Annotated in this window: 14 protein-coding genes, 4 tRNA genes and 1 riboswitch; of the genes, 13 read left to right on the top strand and 5 right to left on the bottom strand. The window is 59.0% G+C overall.

Features of this window, described 5'->3' with window-relative positions; all coding sequences use genetic code 11:
* The first annotated feature begins 129 nt into the window (after nt 1–129).
* The 3 genes from astB to astE are packed head-to-tail and all read left to right on the top strand — an operon-like array spanning nt 130 to nt 2844.
* Nucleotides 130–1476: an N-succinylarginine dihydrolase gene (gene astB / locus AB4N47_RS03540; RefSeq protein ID WP_460154417.1), complete on the top strand. Its 1347-nt coding sequence runs from the start codon at nt 130–132 to the stop codon at nt 1474–1476.
* Nucleotides 1477–1533: 57 nt separating this feature from the next.
* The gene (locus tag AB4N47_RS03545) at nt 1534–1824 is read left to right on the top strand and encodes a hypothetical protein (protein ID WP_016773591.1); all 291 of its coding nucleotides are present in this window, start codon (nt 1534–1536) and stop codon (nt 1822–1824) included.
* Nucleotides 1825–1836: 12 nt separating this feature from the next.
* Complete coding sequence (gene astE / locus AB4N47_RS03550; RefSeq protein ID WP_122612067.1) at nt 1837–2844, top strand: succinylglutamate desuccinylase; 1008 nt, start codon at nt 1837–1839, stop codon at nt 2842–2844.
* Nucleotides 2845–3000: 156 nt separating this feature from the next.
* Here the strand turns inward: astE and AB4N47_RS03555 are convergent, their stop codons facing one another.
* The gene (locus AB4N47_RS03555) at nt 3001–3510 is read right to left on the bottom strand and encodes a 6,7-dimethyl-8-ribityllumazine synthase (RefSeq protein WP_016773593.1); all 510 of its coding nucleotides are present in this window, start codon (nt 3508–3510) and stop codon (nt 3001–3003) included.
* Between the two features lie 102 nt (nt 3511–3612).
* Nucleotides 3613–3784, bottom strand: a riboswitch (FMN riboswitch).
* A 276-nt stretch (nt 3785–4060) separates the two neighbouring features.
* Between AB4N47_RS03555 and ltaE the strand changes: the two genes are divergently transcribed.
* The 7 genes from ltaE (at nt 4061) to AB4N47_RS03590 (ending at nt 10021) form a co-directional block, all read left to right on the top strand.
* Nucleotides 4061–5065 carry a low-specificity L-threonine aldolase gene (gene ltaE / locus AB4N47_RS03560; RefSeq protein WP_073472127.1) on the top strand — a complete coding sequence of 335 codons (1005 nt, stop codon included), beginning with the start codon at nt 4061–4063 and terminating at the stop codon, nt 5063–5065.
* A 146-nt stretch (nt 5066–5211) separates the two neighbouring features.
* Nucleotides 5212–7827 (top strand): alanine--tRNA ligase, encoded by a 2616-nt coding sequence (gene alaS / locus AB4N47_RS03565; protein WP_122612069.1) that lies wholly within the window; start codon nt 5212–5214, stop codon nt 7825–7827.
* Nucleotides 7828–7917: 90 nt separating this feature from the next.
* On the top strand, nt 7918–9159 hold the full coding sequence (locus AB4N47_RS03570) for an aspartate kinase (RefSeq protein WP_016773595.1): 1242 nt from the start codon (nt 7918–7920) through the stop codon (nt 9157–9159).
* A gap of 187 nt (nt 9160–9346) precedes the next feature.
* The gene (gene csrA / locus AB4N47_RS03575; RefSeq protein ID WP_002554426.1) at nt 9347–9535 is read left to right on the top strand and encodes a carbon storage regulator CsrA; all 189 of its coding nucleotides are present in this window, start codon (nt 9347–9349) and stop codon (nt 9533–9535) included.
* A gap of 62 nt (nt 9536–9597) precedes the next feature.
* Nucleotides 9598–9688, top strand: a tRNA-Ser gene (locus tag AB4N47_RS03580).
* A gap of 107 nt (nt 9689–9795) precedes the next feature.
* Nucleotides 9796–9872: transfer RNA gene (locus AB4N47_RS03585), tRNA-Arg, on the top strand.
* Between the two features lie 72 nt (nt 9873–9944).
* A tRNA-Arg gene (locus tag AB4N47_RS03590) sits at nt 9945–10021 on the top strand.
* A 19-nt stretch (nt 10022–10040) separates the two neighbouring features.
* Here AB4N47_RS03590 and AB4N47_RS03595 read toward each other — a convergent pair.
* Nucleotides 10041–10553, bottom strand: coding sequence for a cell envelope protein SmpA (locus AB4N47_RS03595; protein WP_341638988.1), 513 nt, complete (start codon nt 10551–10553; stop codon nt 10041–10043).
* A gap of 321 nt (nt 10554–10874) precedes the next feature.
* Between AB4N47_RS03595 and mgtE the strand changes: the two genes are divergently transcribed.
* Nucleotides 10875–12317 (top strand): magnesium transporter, encoded by a 1443-nt coding sequence (gene mgtE, locus AB4N47_RS03600; protein WP_016773597.1) that lies wholly within the window; start codon nt 10875–10877, stop codon nt 12315–12317.
* Nucleotides 12318–12452: 135 nt separating this feature from the next.
* On the opposite strand, the gene AB4N47_RS03605 is transcribed toward mgtE, so the two are convergent.
* Nucleotides 12453–12779: an Arc family DNA-binding protein gene (locus AB4N47_RS03605; protein ID WP_003178899.1), complete on the bottom strand. Its 327-nt coding sequence runs from the start codon at nt 12777–12779 to the stop codon at nt 12453–12455.
* Between the two features lie 388 nt (nt 12780–13167).
* On the opposite strand from AB4N47_RS03605, the gene phnN reads away from it, so the two are divergent.
* Complete coding sequence (gene phnN, locus AB4N47_RS03610) at nt 13168–13737, top strand: phosphonate metabolism protein/1,5-bisphosphokinase (PRPP-forming) PhnN (RefSeq protein ID WP_460154418.1); 570 nt, start codon at nt 13168–13170, stop codon at nt 13735–13737.
* Here the strand turns inward: phnN and AB4N47_RS03615 are convergent.
* Both AB4N47_RS03615 and AB4N47_RS03620 read right to left on the bottom strand, forming a co-directional pair.
* Complete coding sequence (locus tag AB4N47_RS03615) at nt 13712–13891, bottom strand: PA3371 family protein (RefSeq protein WP_016773599.1); 180 nt, start codon at nt 13889–13891, stop codon at nt 13712–13714. The two genes, phnN and AB4N47_RS03615, sit on opposite strands and share 26 nt — an antisense overlap.
* A 20-nt stretch (nt 13892–13911) precedes the next feature.
* Complete coding sequence (locus AB4N47_RS03620; protein ID WP_016773600.1) at nt 13912–14145, bottom strand: hypothetical protein; 234 nt, start codon at nt 14143–14145, stop codon at nt 13912–13914.
* A 298-nt stretch (nt 14146–14443) separates the two neighbouring features.
* Here AB4N47_RS03620 and AB4N47_RS03625 point away from each other — a divergent pair.
* Nucleotides 14444–14520, top strand: a tRNA-Arg gene (locus AB4N47_RS03625).
* Nucleotides 14521–14581: the final 61 nt, after the last annotated feature.

Genomic DNA, 14581 nt, shown 5'->3' on the forward strand with positions numbered 1-14581 from the left:
GCGAGCAGGCTCGCTCCCACAGGGAAATGCATTCCAGTGTGGGAGCGAGCCTGCTCGCGAAGGCCGCGCCTCGGTCTTAAAGAATAGTTACTGAAGCCTATAACAACAGATTCTCGTGGAGCCTCGCTGATGAAATCCTATGAAGTCAATTTTGACGGTCTAGTGGGGCCGACCCATAACTACGGTGGTCTGTCCTACGGCAACGTCGCCTCGCAGAGCAATAGTCAGCAATCCTCGAATCCGAAGGAAGCGGCGCTGCAAGGTCTGGCCAAAATGAAAGCGCTGATGGACATGGGCTTTCAGCAAGGCGTGCTGGCTCCGCAGGAACGTCCTGATGTGGCGGCGCTGCGCCGTCTGGGCTTCAGCGGTACTGACGCGCAGCTGATCGAGCGCGCCGCCAAAGAAGCGATGCCGCTGCTGGTCGCCAGTTGCTCGGCGTCGAGCATGTGGGTGGCCAACGCCGCCACGGTCAGCCCGAGTGCCGACACCGCTGACGGCCGCGCGCACTTCACCGCCGCCAACCTCAATTGCAAATATCACCGCAGCATTGAACACCCGACCACCAGCCGCGTGCTCGGCGCGATGTTCGCCAATCAACAGCACTTCGCCCATCACGCCGCATTGCCGGCAGTGGCGCAGTTCGGCGACGAGGGCGCGGCCAACCACACGCGTTTCTGCCGTGAGTACGGCGAAGCGGGCGTCGAGTTTTTCGTGTTCGGCCGCAGTGCGTTCGACAACCGCTTCCCGGCACCGCAGAAATACCCTGCACGCCAGACCCTCGAAGCCTCGCAAGCCGTGGCACGTCTGCACGGTCTGCGTGACCAAGGCGTGGTCTACGCGCAGCAGAACCCCAACGTTATCGATCAGGGCGTGTTCCACAACGACGTGATCGCCGTGGGCAACGGTGAAGTGCTGCTCTATCACGAGGATGCCTTCCTCGAGACCGACAAGATGCTTGCCGAGCTGCAAGGCAAACTGGCCAAGGTCGGCGGCAACTTCCAGTCTGTTTGCGTGCCGCGTTCGGCGGTCACTGTGGATGACGCGGTGCGTTCCTACCTGTTCAACAGCCAGTTGCTCTCGCGTGCCGATGGCTCGATGCTGCTGATCGTGCCGCAGGAATGCCAGGCGAACGAACGCGTCTGGGCTTATCTGCAAAGCCTGACCAGTTCCGGCGGGCTGATCCGCGAAGTGAAGGTCTTCGATCTCAAGCAAAGCATGCAGAACGGCGGTGGCCCGGCGTGTCTGCGTCTGCGCGTGGCGCTGAATGAAACCGAACTGGCGGCGGTCAACCCAGGGGTTATCATGACGGCCCCGTTATACGGTTCGTTGACCGCATGGGTCGAAAAGCACTACCGCGACCGCCTGAGCGAAACCGATCTGGCGGACCCGCAGTTGCTGCTTGAATGCCGGACGGCACTGGATGAACTGACGCAAATCCTTAAACTGGGCGCGGTTTATCCCTTCCAGATCAATTGATCGCCGGCGCGCTGCCTGAACGCGGCGCGCGGCGTGTCACCCCAAGAGAGTAAAAACATGAGCGATTCCCTGCAGCTGATCCTTGAAGACACCGACGGCACGCAATTGCAAACCTCGTGCACCCGCGTCGCGGTGATGTGGCAAGGCAAAGAGCTGTGGATCCAGCAGGACGGCCGTGGCCAGCTGCTGATCGGCGTGGACGTCGAGGAAGGTGACGAAGAGTACGCCAACCTGCTGCTGCGCCCATTGGCGACTAATCTGGTAAGTCTGCAACTGGAAATGGAACCGGCTGACCTCGGCGCTGACGAGGATCACGTACACGGCCCGGATTGCAACCACGACCACTAAGGAAACCGCTCTATGCTCGCCCTCGGCAAACTGCTTGAACTGACCCTCGCCGGCCGCGAACCGGCGGAGAAGACTCAACTGACTGTCGAAGGCGTGCGCATGCGCTGGTTGAGCGAAGGGGCGCTGGAAGTGCGGCCCCCGGAAGCGCGCGACAATGGCCTGGACCTGCTGCTGTCGGCAGGCATCCATGGCAACGAAACGGCACCGATCGAGTTGCTTGATCGGCTGCTGCACGACATCGCACGCGGCGATCTCAAGCCGCGCGCACGCATTCTGTTCCTGTTCGGCAACCCGGAAGCGATTCGCAAGGGCGAGCGTTTCGTCGAGCAGGACGTCAATCGGCTGTTCAACGGCCGCCACGAACAAAGCAGCGGCTCGGAAGCGTTGCGCGCCTGTGAGCTGGAACGGCTGGCGGCGAGTTTCTTCAGCAAACCCGAGCGCGAGCGTCTGCACTACGACCTGCATACCGCGATTCGTGGGTCGAAGATCGAACAGTTCGCCTTGTACCCGTGGAAGGAAGGGCGCCAGCATTCCCGTCGTGAGCTGGCACGCCTGCGCGCCGCCGGCATGGAAGCAGTGCTGTTGCAGAACAAACCATCCATCGTCTTCAGTTCGTACACCTACGACAAGCTCGACGCTGAAGCTTTTACCCTGGAACTGGGCAAGGCGCGGCCGTTCGGGCAGAACGATGGCGTCAACGTCTCACTGCTGGAAACCCGTCTGAAGCAGATCATCGAAGGCACTGAGCCGGAGACAGAAGAAGGGCTGGACGGCTTGCAGCTGTTCAGCGTGGCGCGGGAAATCATCAAGCACAGCGATGCGTTCCGCCTGAATCTGCCGGCGGATATCGAGAACTTTTCCGAGCTGGAACCGGGTTATGTGCTGGCCGAGGATCTGGCCAATACCCGTTGGGTGATCGAAGAGCAGGGCGCGCGAATCATCTTCCCCAACCCCAAGGTCAAGAATGGCTTGCGCGCCGGCATCCTGATCGTCCCGGCCACTGACGAAAACCTCGCCTGACGTGCCGGTTAACGCAAACCACTGTGGGAGCGAGCCTGCTCGCGAATGCTGACTGTCTGCCAACATCTATGGAGGCTGACACAGCGCCTTCGCGAGCAGGCTCGCTCCCACATTTGAATCCGGGAGGGGCTTGAGTCCCCACCCGGCCTGGTGCAGTCAGACCGCTACAGCACGCGGCTCGGTTCGACGCAACGCGCGAATCTTCTGCAAAGTATCGGCGCAAGTCCGCGCTGCTTCCTGACCCTTGTGCACAAAGTGCTCGAAGAAGAACTTCTGATGCTCTTCGCCCGAATGGAAGTGATGCGGGGTCAGCGACACCGAGAACACCGGCACTTCGGTTTCCAGCTGCACCTGCATCAGGCCGCTGACCACCGATTGCGCAACGAACTCGTGACGGTAAATGCCGCCGTCCACCACCAGGGCGGCGGCGACGATGCCGGCGTAACGGCCGGACTTGGCCAACAGCTTGGCGTGCAGCGGCATTTCAAAGGCGCCGCCGACTTCGAAGAAATCGATGTCCGACTCCTGATAACCCTGCACCAGCATTTCAGCGACGAAGCCTTTGCGGCTCTGGTCGACGATTTCCTTGTGCCAGCAGGCCTGGATGAACGCGACGCGCTCGCCCTGTGGGTGTTTGCTTTTGCTGTCGATAGCGGTGGGTTGCATGTTCTGACTCCTGTTTGTGTGAAAAACAGGGCGTTATGAATCGAAAGGGATGCAAGGTGCGAACGCAGGCACGAATGCACGCGGACGGCCCTTTGGCGTCGATCCCGTTCTCTCTTCATCCGGACTATGACCGTCGGCCCCGGGATCACACCGGGTCTGCTGACCTTGCCGATGCACCCGATCCAAGCCGTGTGCAACGCCAAGCGCTCGCGGGCTATGCGCATTGCGCGCAATTACCGCCGGTGGGGAATTGCACCCCGCCCTGAGAACGTTTTCGCCGCCCATAGGCGGGCGGCGGCAAGTTTGTAACACATATTTCCCGGCCATGCACATGACACTGTGGGAGCGAGCCTGCTCGCGAAAGGGGCTTCACATTCAACGCATATGCTGCCTGTTACTCCGCTTTCGCGAGCAGGCTCGCTCCCACATGGATTGTGCTTTTTCCTGAGGGCGGTGATTTTTCCGCGTTCAAGGGTTGATTAATCTGCGCGATGACCGCAGTAATTCCACTTCACAAAGGGATTTCCCCATCTGACCAGAGGCCAGGTTCATGAGCGTTATTGATCTTCGCAGCGACACCGTCACCCAACCGACTCCAGCCATGCTCGATGCGATGACCGCAGCCGATACCGGTGACGACGTGTATGGCGAAGATCCGACGGTCAATCGCCTCGAGGCCGAACTGGCCAAACGCCTGGGCTTTGCCGCTGCGCTATTCGTGCCGACCGGGACCATGAGCAACCTGCTCGGCCTGATGGCGCACTGCGAGCGTGGCGATGAGTACATCGTCGGTCAGCAGGCGCACACCTATAAGTACGAAGGTGGCGGGGCGGCGGTGCTCGGTTCGATTCAGCCGCAGCCGCTGGAGGTGCAGGCCGACGGTTCACTGGATCTGGATCAGGTTGCGGCCGCGATCAAACCGGACGATTTCCATTTCGCCCGCACGCGTTTGCTGGCGCTGGAAAACACCATGCAGGGCAAAGTCTTGCCGCTGGAATATCTGGCGCGCGCGCGACGCTTTACGCAGGAACACGGCCTGCAATTGCACCTGGACGGCGCGCGGTTGTACAACGCGGCGGTCAAGCTCGGCGTCGATGCCCGCGAGATCACCCAGCATTTCGATTCGGTGTCGGTGTGCCTGTCCAAAGGCCTCGGCGCGCCGGTCGGCTCGGTGCTGTGCGGCTCCGAGCAACTGATCGGCAAGGCGCGGCGTTTGCGCAAAATGGTCGGTGGCGGCATGCGTCAGGCCGGGTTGCTCGCGGCGGCTGGCTTGTACGCGCTCGATCATCACGTCGAACGGCTGGCGGATGACCATGCCAACGCGCAGTTGCTCGCCGAGGGTCTGCGTGAGGCCGGTTTCGTCGTCGAGCCCGTGCAAACCAACATGGTCTATGTGCAGATGGGCGACAAGGCCGCAGCACTCAAGGACTTTGCCGGCGAACGCGGGATCAGGCTCAGCGCCGCTGCGCGCTTGCGCATGGTCACGCACATGGACGTCAGCCGCGCGCAAATCGAACAAGTGATCGCGACATTCGTCGAGTTTTCACGCAAGTGACAGCGTCAGCCGTCCAATTGACCGTTTCTATCGTATAAACACGCTGTACCCCGCGCGCAGGGCCGATATAATGCGGCCCTTTGCCGTCGCTTCGTCTCACGACGTTTCGAACAGGCCTTTGGCCGCAGCCTCCGTGGAAGAACCTAATGAAAAGCGCAGAAATCCGTGAAGCCTTCCTTCGCTTCTTCGAAGAGCAAGGCCACACCCGTGTAGCCTCCAGCTCTTTGATTCCGGGCAACGACCCAACCCTGCTGTTCACCAACGCGGGGATGAACCAGTTCAAGGACTGCTTCCTGGGCCAGGAAAAACGTGCGTACACCCGTGCCACCAGCAGCCAGAAATGCGTGCGCGCCGGCGGCAAGAACAGTGACCTGGAAAACGTCGGTTATACCGCGCGTCACCACACGTTCTTCGAAATGCTCGGTAACTTCAGCTTCGGCGACTACTTCAAGCACGACGCGATCACCTTTGCCTGGACCTTCCTGACTGGCGTGCTCAAGCTGCCGAAGGAAAAGCTCTGGGTCACCGTCTACGCTACCGACGACGAAGCGTATGACATCTGGACACAGAAAATCGGTGTGCCCGCCGAGCGCATGATCCGCATCGGCGACAACAAGGGTGCGCCGTACGCTTCCGACAACTTCTGGACCATGGGCGATACCGGCCCGTGCGGCCCGTGCACCGAGATTTTCTACGATCACGGCGAGCACATCTGGGGCGGCCCGCCGGGCTCGCCGGAAGAAGATGGCGACCGCTACATCGAAATCTGGAACAACGTGTTCATGCAGTTCAACCGCACCGCCGATGGCGTGTTGCATCCGTTGCCAGCGCCGTCGGTGGACACCGGCATGGGCCTGGAGCGGATCAGTGCGGTGATGCAGCACGTCAACTCCAACTACGACATCGACCTGTTCAAGAACCTGCTCAAGGCTTCGGCTGAAGCGATCGGCTGCGAAAACGGCGATCAGTCCTCGCTCAAAGTCGTCTCCGACCACATCCGTTCCTGCGGTTTCCTGATTGCCGATGGCGTGCTGCCGTCCAACGAAGGTCGCGGTTACGTGCTGCGCCGGATCATCCGTCGCGCCTGCCGTCACGGCAACAAGCTCGGCGCCACCGGCAGCTTCTTCTACAAGATCGTCGCGGCGCTGGTTGCCGAGATGGGCGAAGCCTTCCCGGAACTGCAGAAGCAGCAAAGCAACATCGAACGCGTGCTCAAGGCTGAAGAAGAGCAGTTCTCCAAGACCCTGGAGCACGGCCTGAAAATCCTCGAGCAGGATCTGGCCGAGCTCAAAGGCACCGTGGTGCCAGGCGACGTGGTGTTCAAACTCTACGACACCTACGGTTTCCCGATGGACCTGACCGCCGACATCGCCCGCGAGCGCGGCCTGACCGTCGACGAAGCCGGTTTCGAGCGCGAGATGGAAGCGCAGCGTGTTCGCGCGCGTTCGGCCAGCTCGTTCGGTCTGGACTACAACACCTTGGTCAAGGTCGACGTGGCCACCGAGTTCACCGGTTACGCCGCCACCAGCGGCTCGGCGAAAATCGTTGCCATCTATAAGGATGGCCAGTCGGTCGACGTGCTGAGCGAAGGTCAGGAAGGCGTGATCGTGCTCAACCAGACGCCGTTCTACGCCGAATCCGGTGGCCAGATCGGCGACTGCGGTTTCATTCAGGCCGGCAGCAGCCGCTTCGACGTGCGCGACACCACCAAGACCGGCGGCGCATTCCTGCACCACGGCGTGCTGGCCTCGGGCAGTCTGACCATTGGGGCGCCGGTGGAAACCCACGTCGACGCCGAAGTGCGTCACGCCACCGCGCTGAACCACTCGGCTACGCACTTGCTGCACGCCGCGCTGCGTCAGGTGCTCGGTGAGCATGTGCAGCAGAAAGGTTCGTTGGTCGACAGTCAGCGTCTGCGTTTCGACTTCAGCCACTTCGAAGCGATCAAGCCAGAACAGATCAAGCAGCTGGAAGACATCGTCAACGCCGAGATTCGCAAGAACTCCGCCGTTGAAACCGAAGAAACCGACATCGAAACCGCGAAGAACAAAGGCGCCATGGCGCTGTTCGGCGAGAAGTACGGCGACAGCGTGCGCGTGCTGAGCATGGGCGACTTCTCGGTCGAACTGTGCGGCGGTATCCACGCCAACCGTACCGGCGACATCGGCCTGCTGAAAATCATCAGCGAAGGCGGCGTGGCATCGGGCGTGCGTCGTATCGAGGCAGTCACCGGTGCTGCGGCGCTGGCCTACTTGAACGCGGCGGAAGAACAACTCAAGGAAGCGGCCAGCCTGGTCAAGGGCAGCCGCGACAACCTGATCGACAAGCTCTCGGCGGTACTGGAGCGCAACCGTCTGCTGGAGAAACAACTCGAGCAGTTGCAGGCCAAGGCAGCCAGCGCTGCGGGCGACGATCTGTCGGCCTCGGCGGTGGACGTCAAGGATGTGAAGGTTTTGGCCGCCCGTCTGGACGGTCAGGATGGCAAGGCGCTGCTGGCGCTGGTCGATCAGCTGAAAAACAAACTCGGCCGCGCAGTGATCCTGCTCGGCGGTGTCCATGAGGAAAAGGTCGTACTGGTTGCAGGCGTAACCAAGGACCTGACTGGCCAACTCAAAGCCGGTGATTTGATGAAACAGGCTGCTGCGGCAGTGGGCGGGAAGGGTGGTGGTCGTCCGGACATGGCGCAGGGCGGCGGTGTCGATGCCGCTGCGCTGGATGGCGCGCTGGCGCTGACCGTTCCATTCGTCGAGCAGGCTTTATAAGACGGCTCGCCGGCCCCGCAGTCTAGTGGCGGGCCCGGCGACTGTTCGAAAGATTATTGGGCGCCCTTCATGGGCAGAGGCGGCTTTGAAATGGCTTTGATCGTACAGAAATTTGGAGGCACCTCGGTCGGCACTGTCGAGAGAATCGAGCAGGTCGCCGACAAGGTTAAGAAATTCCGCGATGCCGGCGATGACCTGGTGGTTGTGCTGTCTGCAATGAGCGGCGAAACCAACCGTCTGATCGATCTGGCCAAGCAAATCAGTGGCGAGGCACAACCGGTTCCGCGCGAGCTGGACGTGATCGTGTCCACCGGTGAGCAGGTGACGATTGCCCTGTTGGCCATGGCGCTGATCAAGCGCGGTGTGCCGGCGGTGTCGTACACCGGTAATCAGGTACGGATCCTGACTGACAGTGCGCACAATAAAGCGCGTATCTTGCAGATTGATGACCAGAAGATTCGCGGTGATCTGAAGGCTGGTCGCGTGGTGGTTGTCGCCGGTTTCCAGGGCGTCGATGAGCACGGCAACATCACCACCCTCGGTCGCGGCGGTTCCGATACCACCGGCGTGGCACTGGCGGCGGCCTTGAAGGCGGATGAATGCCAGATCTACACCGACGTCGACGGTGTCTACACCACCGACCCGCGTGTGGTGCCGGTCGCTCAGCGTCTGGACAAGATCACCTTCGAAGAGATGCTGGAAATGGCCAGCCTCGGTTCCAAGGTGCTGCAGATCCGTGCGGTGGAATTCGCCGGCAAGTACAACGTTCCGCTGCGCGTACTGCACAGCTTCAAGGAGGGTCCGGGCACCCTCATTACTATTGATGAAGAGGAAACCATGGAACAGCCGATCATTTCCGGCATCGCTTTCAACCGCGATGAAGCCAAGCTGACCATCCGTGGCGTGCCAGACACCCCGGGCGTGGCGTTCAAGATTCTCGGCCCGATCAGTGCCGCGAACATCGAAGTCGACATGATCGTGCAGAACGTCGCGCACGATAACACCACCGACTTCACCTTCACCGTGCACCGCAACGACTACCAGGCCGCACAGACCGTGCTGGAAAACACCGCTCGCGAGATCGGTGCCCGTGAGGTCGTCGGCGACACCAAGATTGCCAAGGTCTCGATCGTCGGCGTCGGCATGCGTTCCCACGCAGGCGTGGCCAGCCGCATGTTCGAATCCCTGGCGAAAGAAAGCATCAACATCCAGATGATCTCGACTTCGGAAATCAAGGTGTCCGTAGTGATCGAAGAGAAATACCTGGAACTGGCTGTGCGCGCGCTGCACACGGCTTTCGAACTGGATGCTCCGGCCCGTCAGGGCGAGTAATCCGCTTCTGTGAAGGGCGCGGTCTGACCGCGCCCTTTATTTTTGAATGGCGCGAGCCCCGGAACTGTTCTTTTGCTCGCGCTGGTCAATACTCAGGCATGTAGGGCTACGATCGCTGCGGTTGTAGGTCGGGTGCCTTTTTTTTGCAGACTGTTGTCCCTGAAATGAATGGCGTAAGGAGAAAGGTATGCTGATTCTGACTCGTCGGTGCGCGGAAAGCCTGATTATCGGTGACGGCGAAATCACCGTGACCGTGCTCGGCGTCAAAGGAAACCAGGTGCGTATCGGCGTCAACGCTCCGAAAGAGGTTGCGGTGCACCGTGAGGAAATTTACCTGCGTATAAAGAAAGAGAAGGACGAAGAACCAAGCCATTAATTTTTATCGATTTTTATGTTTGCAAACGGGGAAGAAGCTGGTTAATATACGCCCCGTGTTGCGGAGAGCTGGCCGAGTGGCCGAAGGCGCTCCCCTGCTAAGGGAGTACACCTCAAAAGGGTGTCGGGGGTTCGAATCCCCCGTTCTCCGCCATTATTTGCTTAGTACGTCGTAATCTGGCTTCTTCTGTAAGTTGTTGAAATTACTAGAAAAAGTGTTTGACATAGAGATTAGACGGCCTATAATGCGCGGCAACAAATGCACTCGTAGCTCAGCTGGATAGAGTACTCGGCTACGAACCGAGCGGTCACAGGTTCGAATCCTGTCGAGTGCACCATTTAAGAGTTATTTGCTGTAAGGTGAGTAACTCGGCTTCAGCCAGTTGTGGTCTGGTTTAAAAACACAAAATGCACTCGTAGCTCAGCTGGATAGAGTACTCGGCTACGAACCGAGCGGTCACAGGTTCGAATCCTGTCGAGTGCACCATATACCAAGAAGCCCGCGTTTAACGCGGGCTTTTTGCTGTCCGGGATTTGGCTTTTCCCTTCACACACCCTCTTTCATCAAAATCAATTTGAGCACTGCGGCCTCGCTTGAGGTCGTAACGATAGCTCGTGGTCGACGTGCGCGTGTTGATCTTGTCGGGCTTGCCCAGTGCGCTTTCGACGTCCCGCTGGCTCATGCCGGCAATTACTCGCCGATTGATGATCGCTTCGCGCCGCTGTTTGTTATCGATCAGGTTTCCACATTTGTGTTCGCTGCCGCCGACGATGCCTGGTTCGCGTCCGCTGTCTTTCATGCCGGTCACGGCTTCGTGATTGAACTCCGGCATGATTGCGACCCAGCCAGGTGAATACGGGTGGACCTCCTGAATTGAGAGCTGCTCGCCGGTTGCGCAGCTCATCGATGTGAATGTGACGCTGCCGTCAGCGGCCTGGCAACGATGAAGTGTGGTGGCGTTGGCAGGCGTGGTGTGGAGCAGGACGGTCAGTAGATATAGCGCGGGTTTTGCTGGCATTCGATGTCCTCCGTGACGATCTACGCTCAAGGGTAGTCGCTGCTTTTTGCGTTGCCGGTGTGTTTTCTTTTCAAGATGAGTCGTCGCATTTGCACGGGTCAGGCAGGTGCTCAGGTTTGTTTCGCAAGCGCTTGTTTCAGCCGTGATTTTTTCAACGTTTTAAACCGTCAGGCGTGTATCATTGCGCCCGTCAGCCCCGCCGGGGCTTATGGAAAACCTCCATGGACTTACCCAGTAGTTGTTCAGTAAACCGTTTCACCAATCATGAATTGACTGATTGATCCTTCCGGCGTGCCCCGCTGCTGGGAGTGGAGTTCGCCTATGTCCGAAATCGAAGTAAAGAAAACACAGGAAAGCCTGCAGGACCGCCTGGCTCAGGTCGTCGAGTTGCTGCAGCGCCAACGTGTCGTTGAAGACCTGACTCATCGCCAGGAAGGTCCGCATCACGACCGCGTGGAAAACCTGGTTCACCGGCAAAACCTCGTCGAGCTGCAACGCAAGCTCGATGACCTGCACTCCGCCGACGTCGCCTACATTCTCGAAGCCTTGCCGCTGGACGATCGTCTGACGCTCTGGCAACTGGTCAAGGCCGACCGCGACGGCGACATTCTTCTTGAAGTATCCGATTCCGTCCGTGAGACGCTGATCGCCGACATGGACGATCACGAGCTCCTGGCTGCGGCCAAGGACATGGACGCCGACGAACTCGCTGACCTGGCCTCCGAGCTGCCGCGCGACGTTGTCCATGAGCTGATGGAGAGTCTGGATAACCAGCAGCGCGAACGCGTGCGCTCGGCCCTCTCCTATGACGAGGATCAGGTCGGTGCGTTGATGGACTTCGAGATGGTGACGATCCGTGAGGACGTCAGCCTTGAAGTGGTTCTGCGTTACCTGCGTCGCCTCAAAGAGCTTCCCGGTCACACCGACAAACTGTTCGTGGTCGATTACGACGGCGTGCTCAAGGGCGTGCTGCCGATCAAGCGTCTGCTGGTCAACGATCCGGAGAAGCAGGTCGCCGAAGTCATGGCCAGCGATCCGGTCAGTTTCCATCCTGACGAAGACGCCTACGACGCCGCTCAGGCATTCGAGCGTTACGACTTGATCTCGGCGCCGGTGGTCGACAAGAACGGCAAACTGATCGGCCGTCTGACCATCGACGAAATGGTCGACCTGATCCGTGAGGAAAGCGAAAGCGAAGTCCTCAACATGGCCGGTCTGCGCGAAGAGGAAGATATCTTCGCCTCGGTGTGGAAATCCCTGCGTAACCGTTGGGCGTGGCTGGCGGTGAACCTGATCACTGCATTTGTCGCATCGCGGGTGATCGGTCTGTTCGAAGGTTCGATCGAGAAGCTCGTGGCACTGGCGGCGCTGATGCCGATCGTGGCGGGTATCGGCGGCAACTCCGGCAACCAGACCATCACCATGATCGTGCGCGCCATGGCGCTGGATCAGGTCAGCACCGGCAACACCTCGCGCTTGATGCGCAAAGAGCTGGCGGTCGGTTTGATCAACGGTCTGGTCTGGGGCGGGGTGATCGGTGTAGTCGCGTACATGCTCTACGGCAGTTGGTCGCTTGGCGTGGTGATGACGGCAGCGATGACGCTCAATCTGTTGCTGGCGGCGTTGATGGGCGTGTTGATCCCGATGACGCTGGCCAAAATGGGCCGCGATCCGGCGATGGGCGCCAGTGTGATGATCACCGCGATGACCGACAGCGGTGGCTTCTTCATCTTCCTCGGGTTGGCGACAATCTTCCTGCTCTGACCTTGTGCAATGAAAAGCCCGTCAAATCGACGGGCTTTTTTGTGCCTGCCACACTCAATTGCCAAGCGGCCATCTGTCATATTGCGGGCAAAAAAAAGCCAGCAATCATGCTGGCTTCAATATGTTCGGTATAACTCAGGACGCGTCTGCGGCCATTTCTGCGTCGTGTGCGATCAGCGACACCAGGGCGTTCTGCTGACGGTGCGACAGCTGACGGAAGCGTTGCAACAGCTCGCGCTCGTGCAGCGACAGCTCCGGGCTGTCCAGGCGCATGCTCAGCTCTTCGCCCAGTGCGCCTTCCTGAATAAGACTCTGCTCAAGGCGCGCAATGATCTCGGAGTTCATGCTGCGATGATGATTGCGAGCCACCTCGGCAATGCGTTCACGCATTCCGTCTGGCAGACGTACGACAAACTTGTCAGCCGTACGGCTGGAATAAATTGCCTGTTTCAATGGGCGCATATATTTAACCGGTTAGTTCAGGGGAGCGGTTCTCGGGATTGGCCGCAGGATGTGTGGTAGGACAAGCATCCGGACCAATTGGTTCAACCTGAATTGTTAAGAGGCCGGCATCATGCCTCAAAATTGCCAGATCATTGGCGTCAATTCTGTGACAAATATTGAGCCGGGTAAAGGCGTAATGCCAGCACCAATTGTCAGAAATGCGGACTGGTTGGAAAACTTTCCATCCTTCCGTATCGCTGCCCGTTTTCGCATGCACATCTGTTGATGTCCGAAGACCTCAGAACGTGCATGCTATGCGGCTCGCTATTCTTGATCCCTATGTGTACAGGATAGTGGCAATTTGCCGATTTACTAGAGGCAGCACCCGTCGGAGGGCGTTTTCGGGATGGATGGCAAGCTTTTTTACCTGATGGGGCCGTCCGGTTCGGGCAAGGACAGCCTGATCGAAGCAGCGCGTGAGCCATTGCGTGAGTTGAACTGTGAAGTGATGCGCCGGGTGATTACCCGATCAGCGGAGTCAATTGGCGAAGATGCAATCGGCGTGACGCCTGAAGAATTCGACCGGCGACAGCACGCAGGCGCTTTTTCCTTGGCCTGGCAAGCCAACGGTCTCTCTTACGGCATTCCAAGGGAAATGGATGAATGGTTGCAAGCGGGCCGGCACGTACTGGTTAACGGGTCGAGAGCGAACCTGCGTCAAGCAATGGAGAAATATCCAACGCTGGTGCCGGTTCTGCTGACAGTCAACGATGAGGTCCTGCGCAAGCGCTTGCTCAGCCGTGGTCGGGAGACCCCTGAGCAAATCGATGCGAGGCTGGCTCGCAATGCGTTGTTCAAAGACCGAAGATCCAGCGACAGCCCCGTTCATCAGATCGACAACTCTGTTGACCTTGCTACCGCGGTCTCTTCGTTACTGGAATTGGTTCGGCTCAACGCAGAACCGGATCGAACTTGATCTTGCGCCCGGCAATCAGCGCCAGCACAAACAGCACCGCAAACACGCCACAGCCAACCAGAGGCAAGGTGACTTCCGTCTCCTCGAACAGCGCCAGATGGGTAACGCCACTCAGTAAAGCGAGGATCAGAAATCCCGTCGCTGATTTGGACATGTTGTACTCCTGAAGATATTTCAAAAAACCAGACGTTCGGTGGTTGGCGCCGAGGCTTGCTCAGGCTCGCTGACCATTTGTGTAGAAGCGTCGCTGCGATCACTCAACACGGCCCACTGCGGCGCTTTCTGCACTTGCAGGTAATGCGGCATGCGCTGCGCCACTGGCTGCTCAACGTCAGCCTTGGGAAAAAAATGTGATCCGAGCAAGACAGCCAGAGCCGCTGCGTTTGCAAGCAAGAGGGTGCTGTTCATGGCACGACGCTCCAAATTGTTCTTTTTGATAGAACAGGCATAGCAGTCGCCGTGCCAACTGTGTAACGGCTGATAAGTCCTTTAAAAACAAGGGTTTGGTATGTTTTTTCCGGCGACGCTGATTGCAATCTGCAATGACCGCATTTCCGCGCAGTGCAATTTGCCCGGTAAAAGTTCCCGCAATCTTCCAGGGCGCTTGCCTACACTTAAAAAGCCCTACGGACGACATGACAAAACAGGGGCTGGCCGTTAACATGCACGCCGGCTGTCGCGCCGCATACAGCCCGCGTCAATCAGTGTCTCAGTAGCTCAATTGGATAGAGCATCCCCCTCCTAAGGGGAAGGTTGCAGGTTCGAACCCCGCCTGGGACACCACCTCTTCAAAAACGAAAAGCCCCGCTTCACTTAATCGTGTGGCGGGGCTTTTTGCGTTGGA

Source organism: Pseudomonas sp. S3_G06, assembly GCF_054667565.1.

Bases quoted from the DNA above. Each gene is read 5' to 3' on its own strand.
- astB (WP_460154417.1), top strand. From the start codon at position 130: ATGAAATCCTATGAAGTCAATTTTGACGGTCTAGTGGGGCCGACCCAT.
- AB4N47_RS03545 (WP_016773591.1), top strand. From the start codon at position 1,534: ATGAGCGATTCCCTGCAGCTGATCCTTGAAGACACCGACGGCACGCAA.
- astE (WP_122612067.1), top strand. From the start codon at position 1,837: ATGCTCGCCCTCGGCAAACTGCTTGAACTGACCCTCGCCGGCCGCGAA.
- AB4N47_RS03555 (WP_016773593.1), bottom strand. From the start codon at position 3,510: ATGCAACCCACCGCTATCGACAGCAAAAGCAAACACCCACAGGGCGAG.
- ltaE (WP_073472127.1), top strand. From the start codon at position 4,061: ATGAGCGTTATTGATCTTCGCAGCGACACCGTCACCCAACCGACTCCA.
- alaS (WP_122612069.1), top strand. From the start codon at position 5,212: ATGAAAAGCGCAGAAATCCGTGAAGCCTTCCTTCGCTTCTTCGAAGAG.
- AB4N47_RS03570 (WP_016773595.1), top strand. From the start codon at position 7,918: ATGGCTTTGATCGTACAGAAATTTGGAGGCACCTCGGTCGGCACTGTC.
- csrA (WP_002554426.1), top strand. From the start codon at position 9,347: ATGCTGATTCTGACTCGTCGGTGCGCGGAAAGCCTGATTATCGGTGAC.
- AB4N47_RS03595 (WP_341638988.1), bottom strand. From the start codon at position 10,553: ATGCCAGCAAAACCCGCGCTATATCTACTGACCGTCCTGCTCCACACC.
- mgtE (WP_016773597.1), top strand. From the start codon at position 10,875: ATGTCCGAAATCGAAGTAAAGAAAACACAGGAAAGCCTGCAGGACCGC.
- AB4N47_RS03605 (WP_003178899.1), bottom strand. From the start codon at position 12,779: ATGCGCCCATTGAAACAGGCAATTTATTCCAGCCGTACGGCTGACAAG.
- phnN (WP_460154418.1), top strand. From the start codon at position 13,168: ATGGATGGCAAGCTTTTTTACCTGATGGGGCCGTCCGGTTCGGGCAAG.
- AB4N47_RS03615 (WP_016773599.1), bottom strand. From the start codon at position 13,891: ATGTCCAAATCAGCGACGGGATTTCTGATCCTCGCTTTACTGAGTGGC.
- AB4N47_RS03620 (WP_016773600.1), bottom strand. From the start codon at position 14,145: ATGAACAGCACCCTCTTGCTTGCAAACGCAGCGGCTCTGGCTGTCTTG.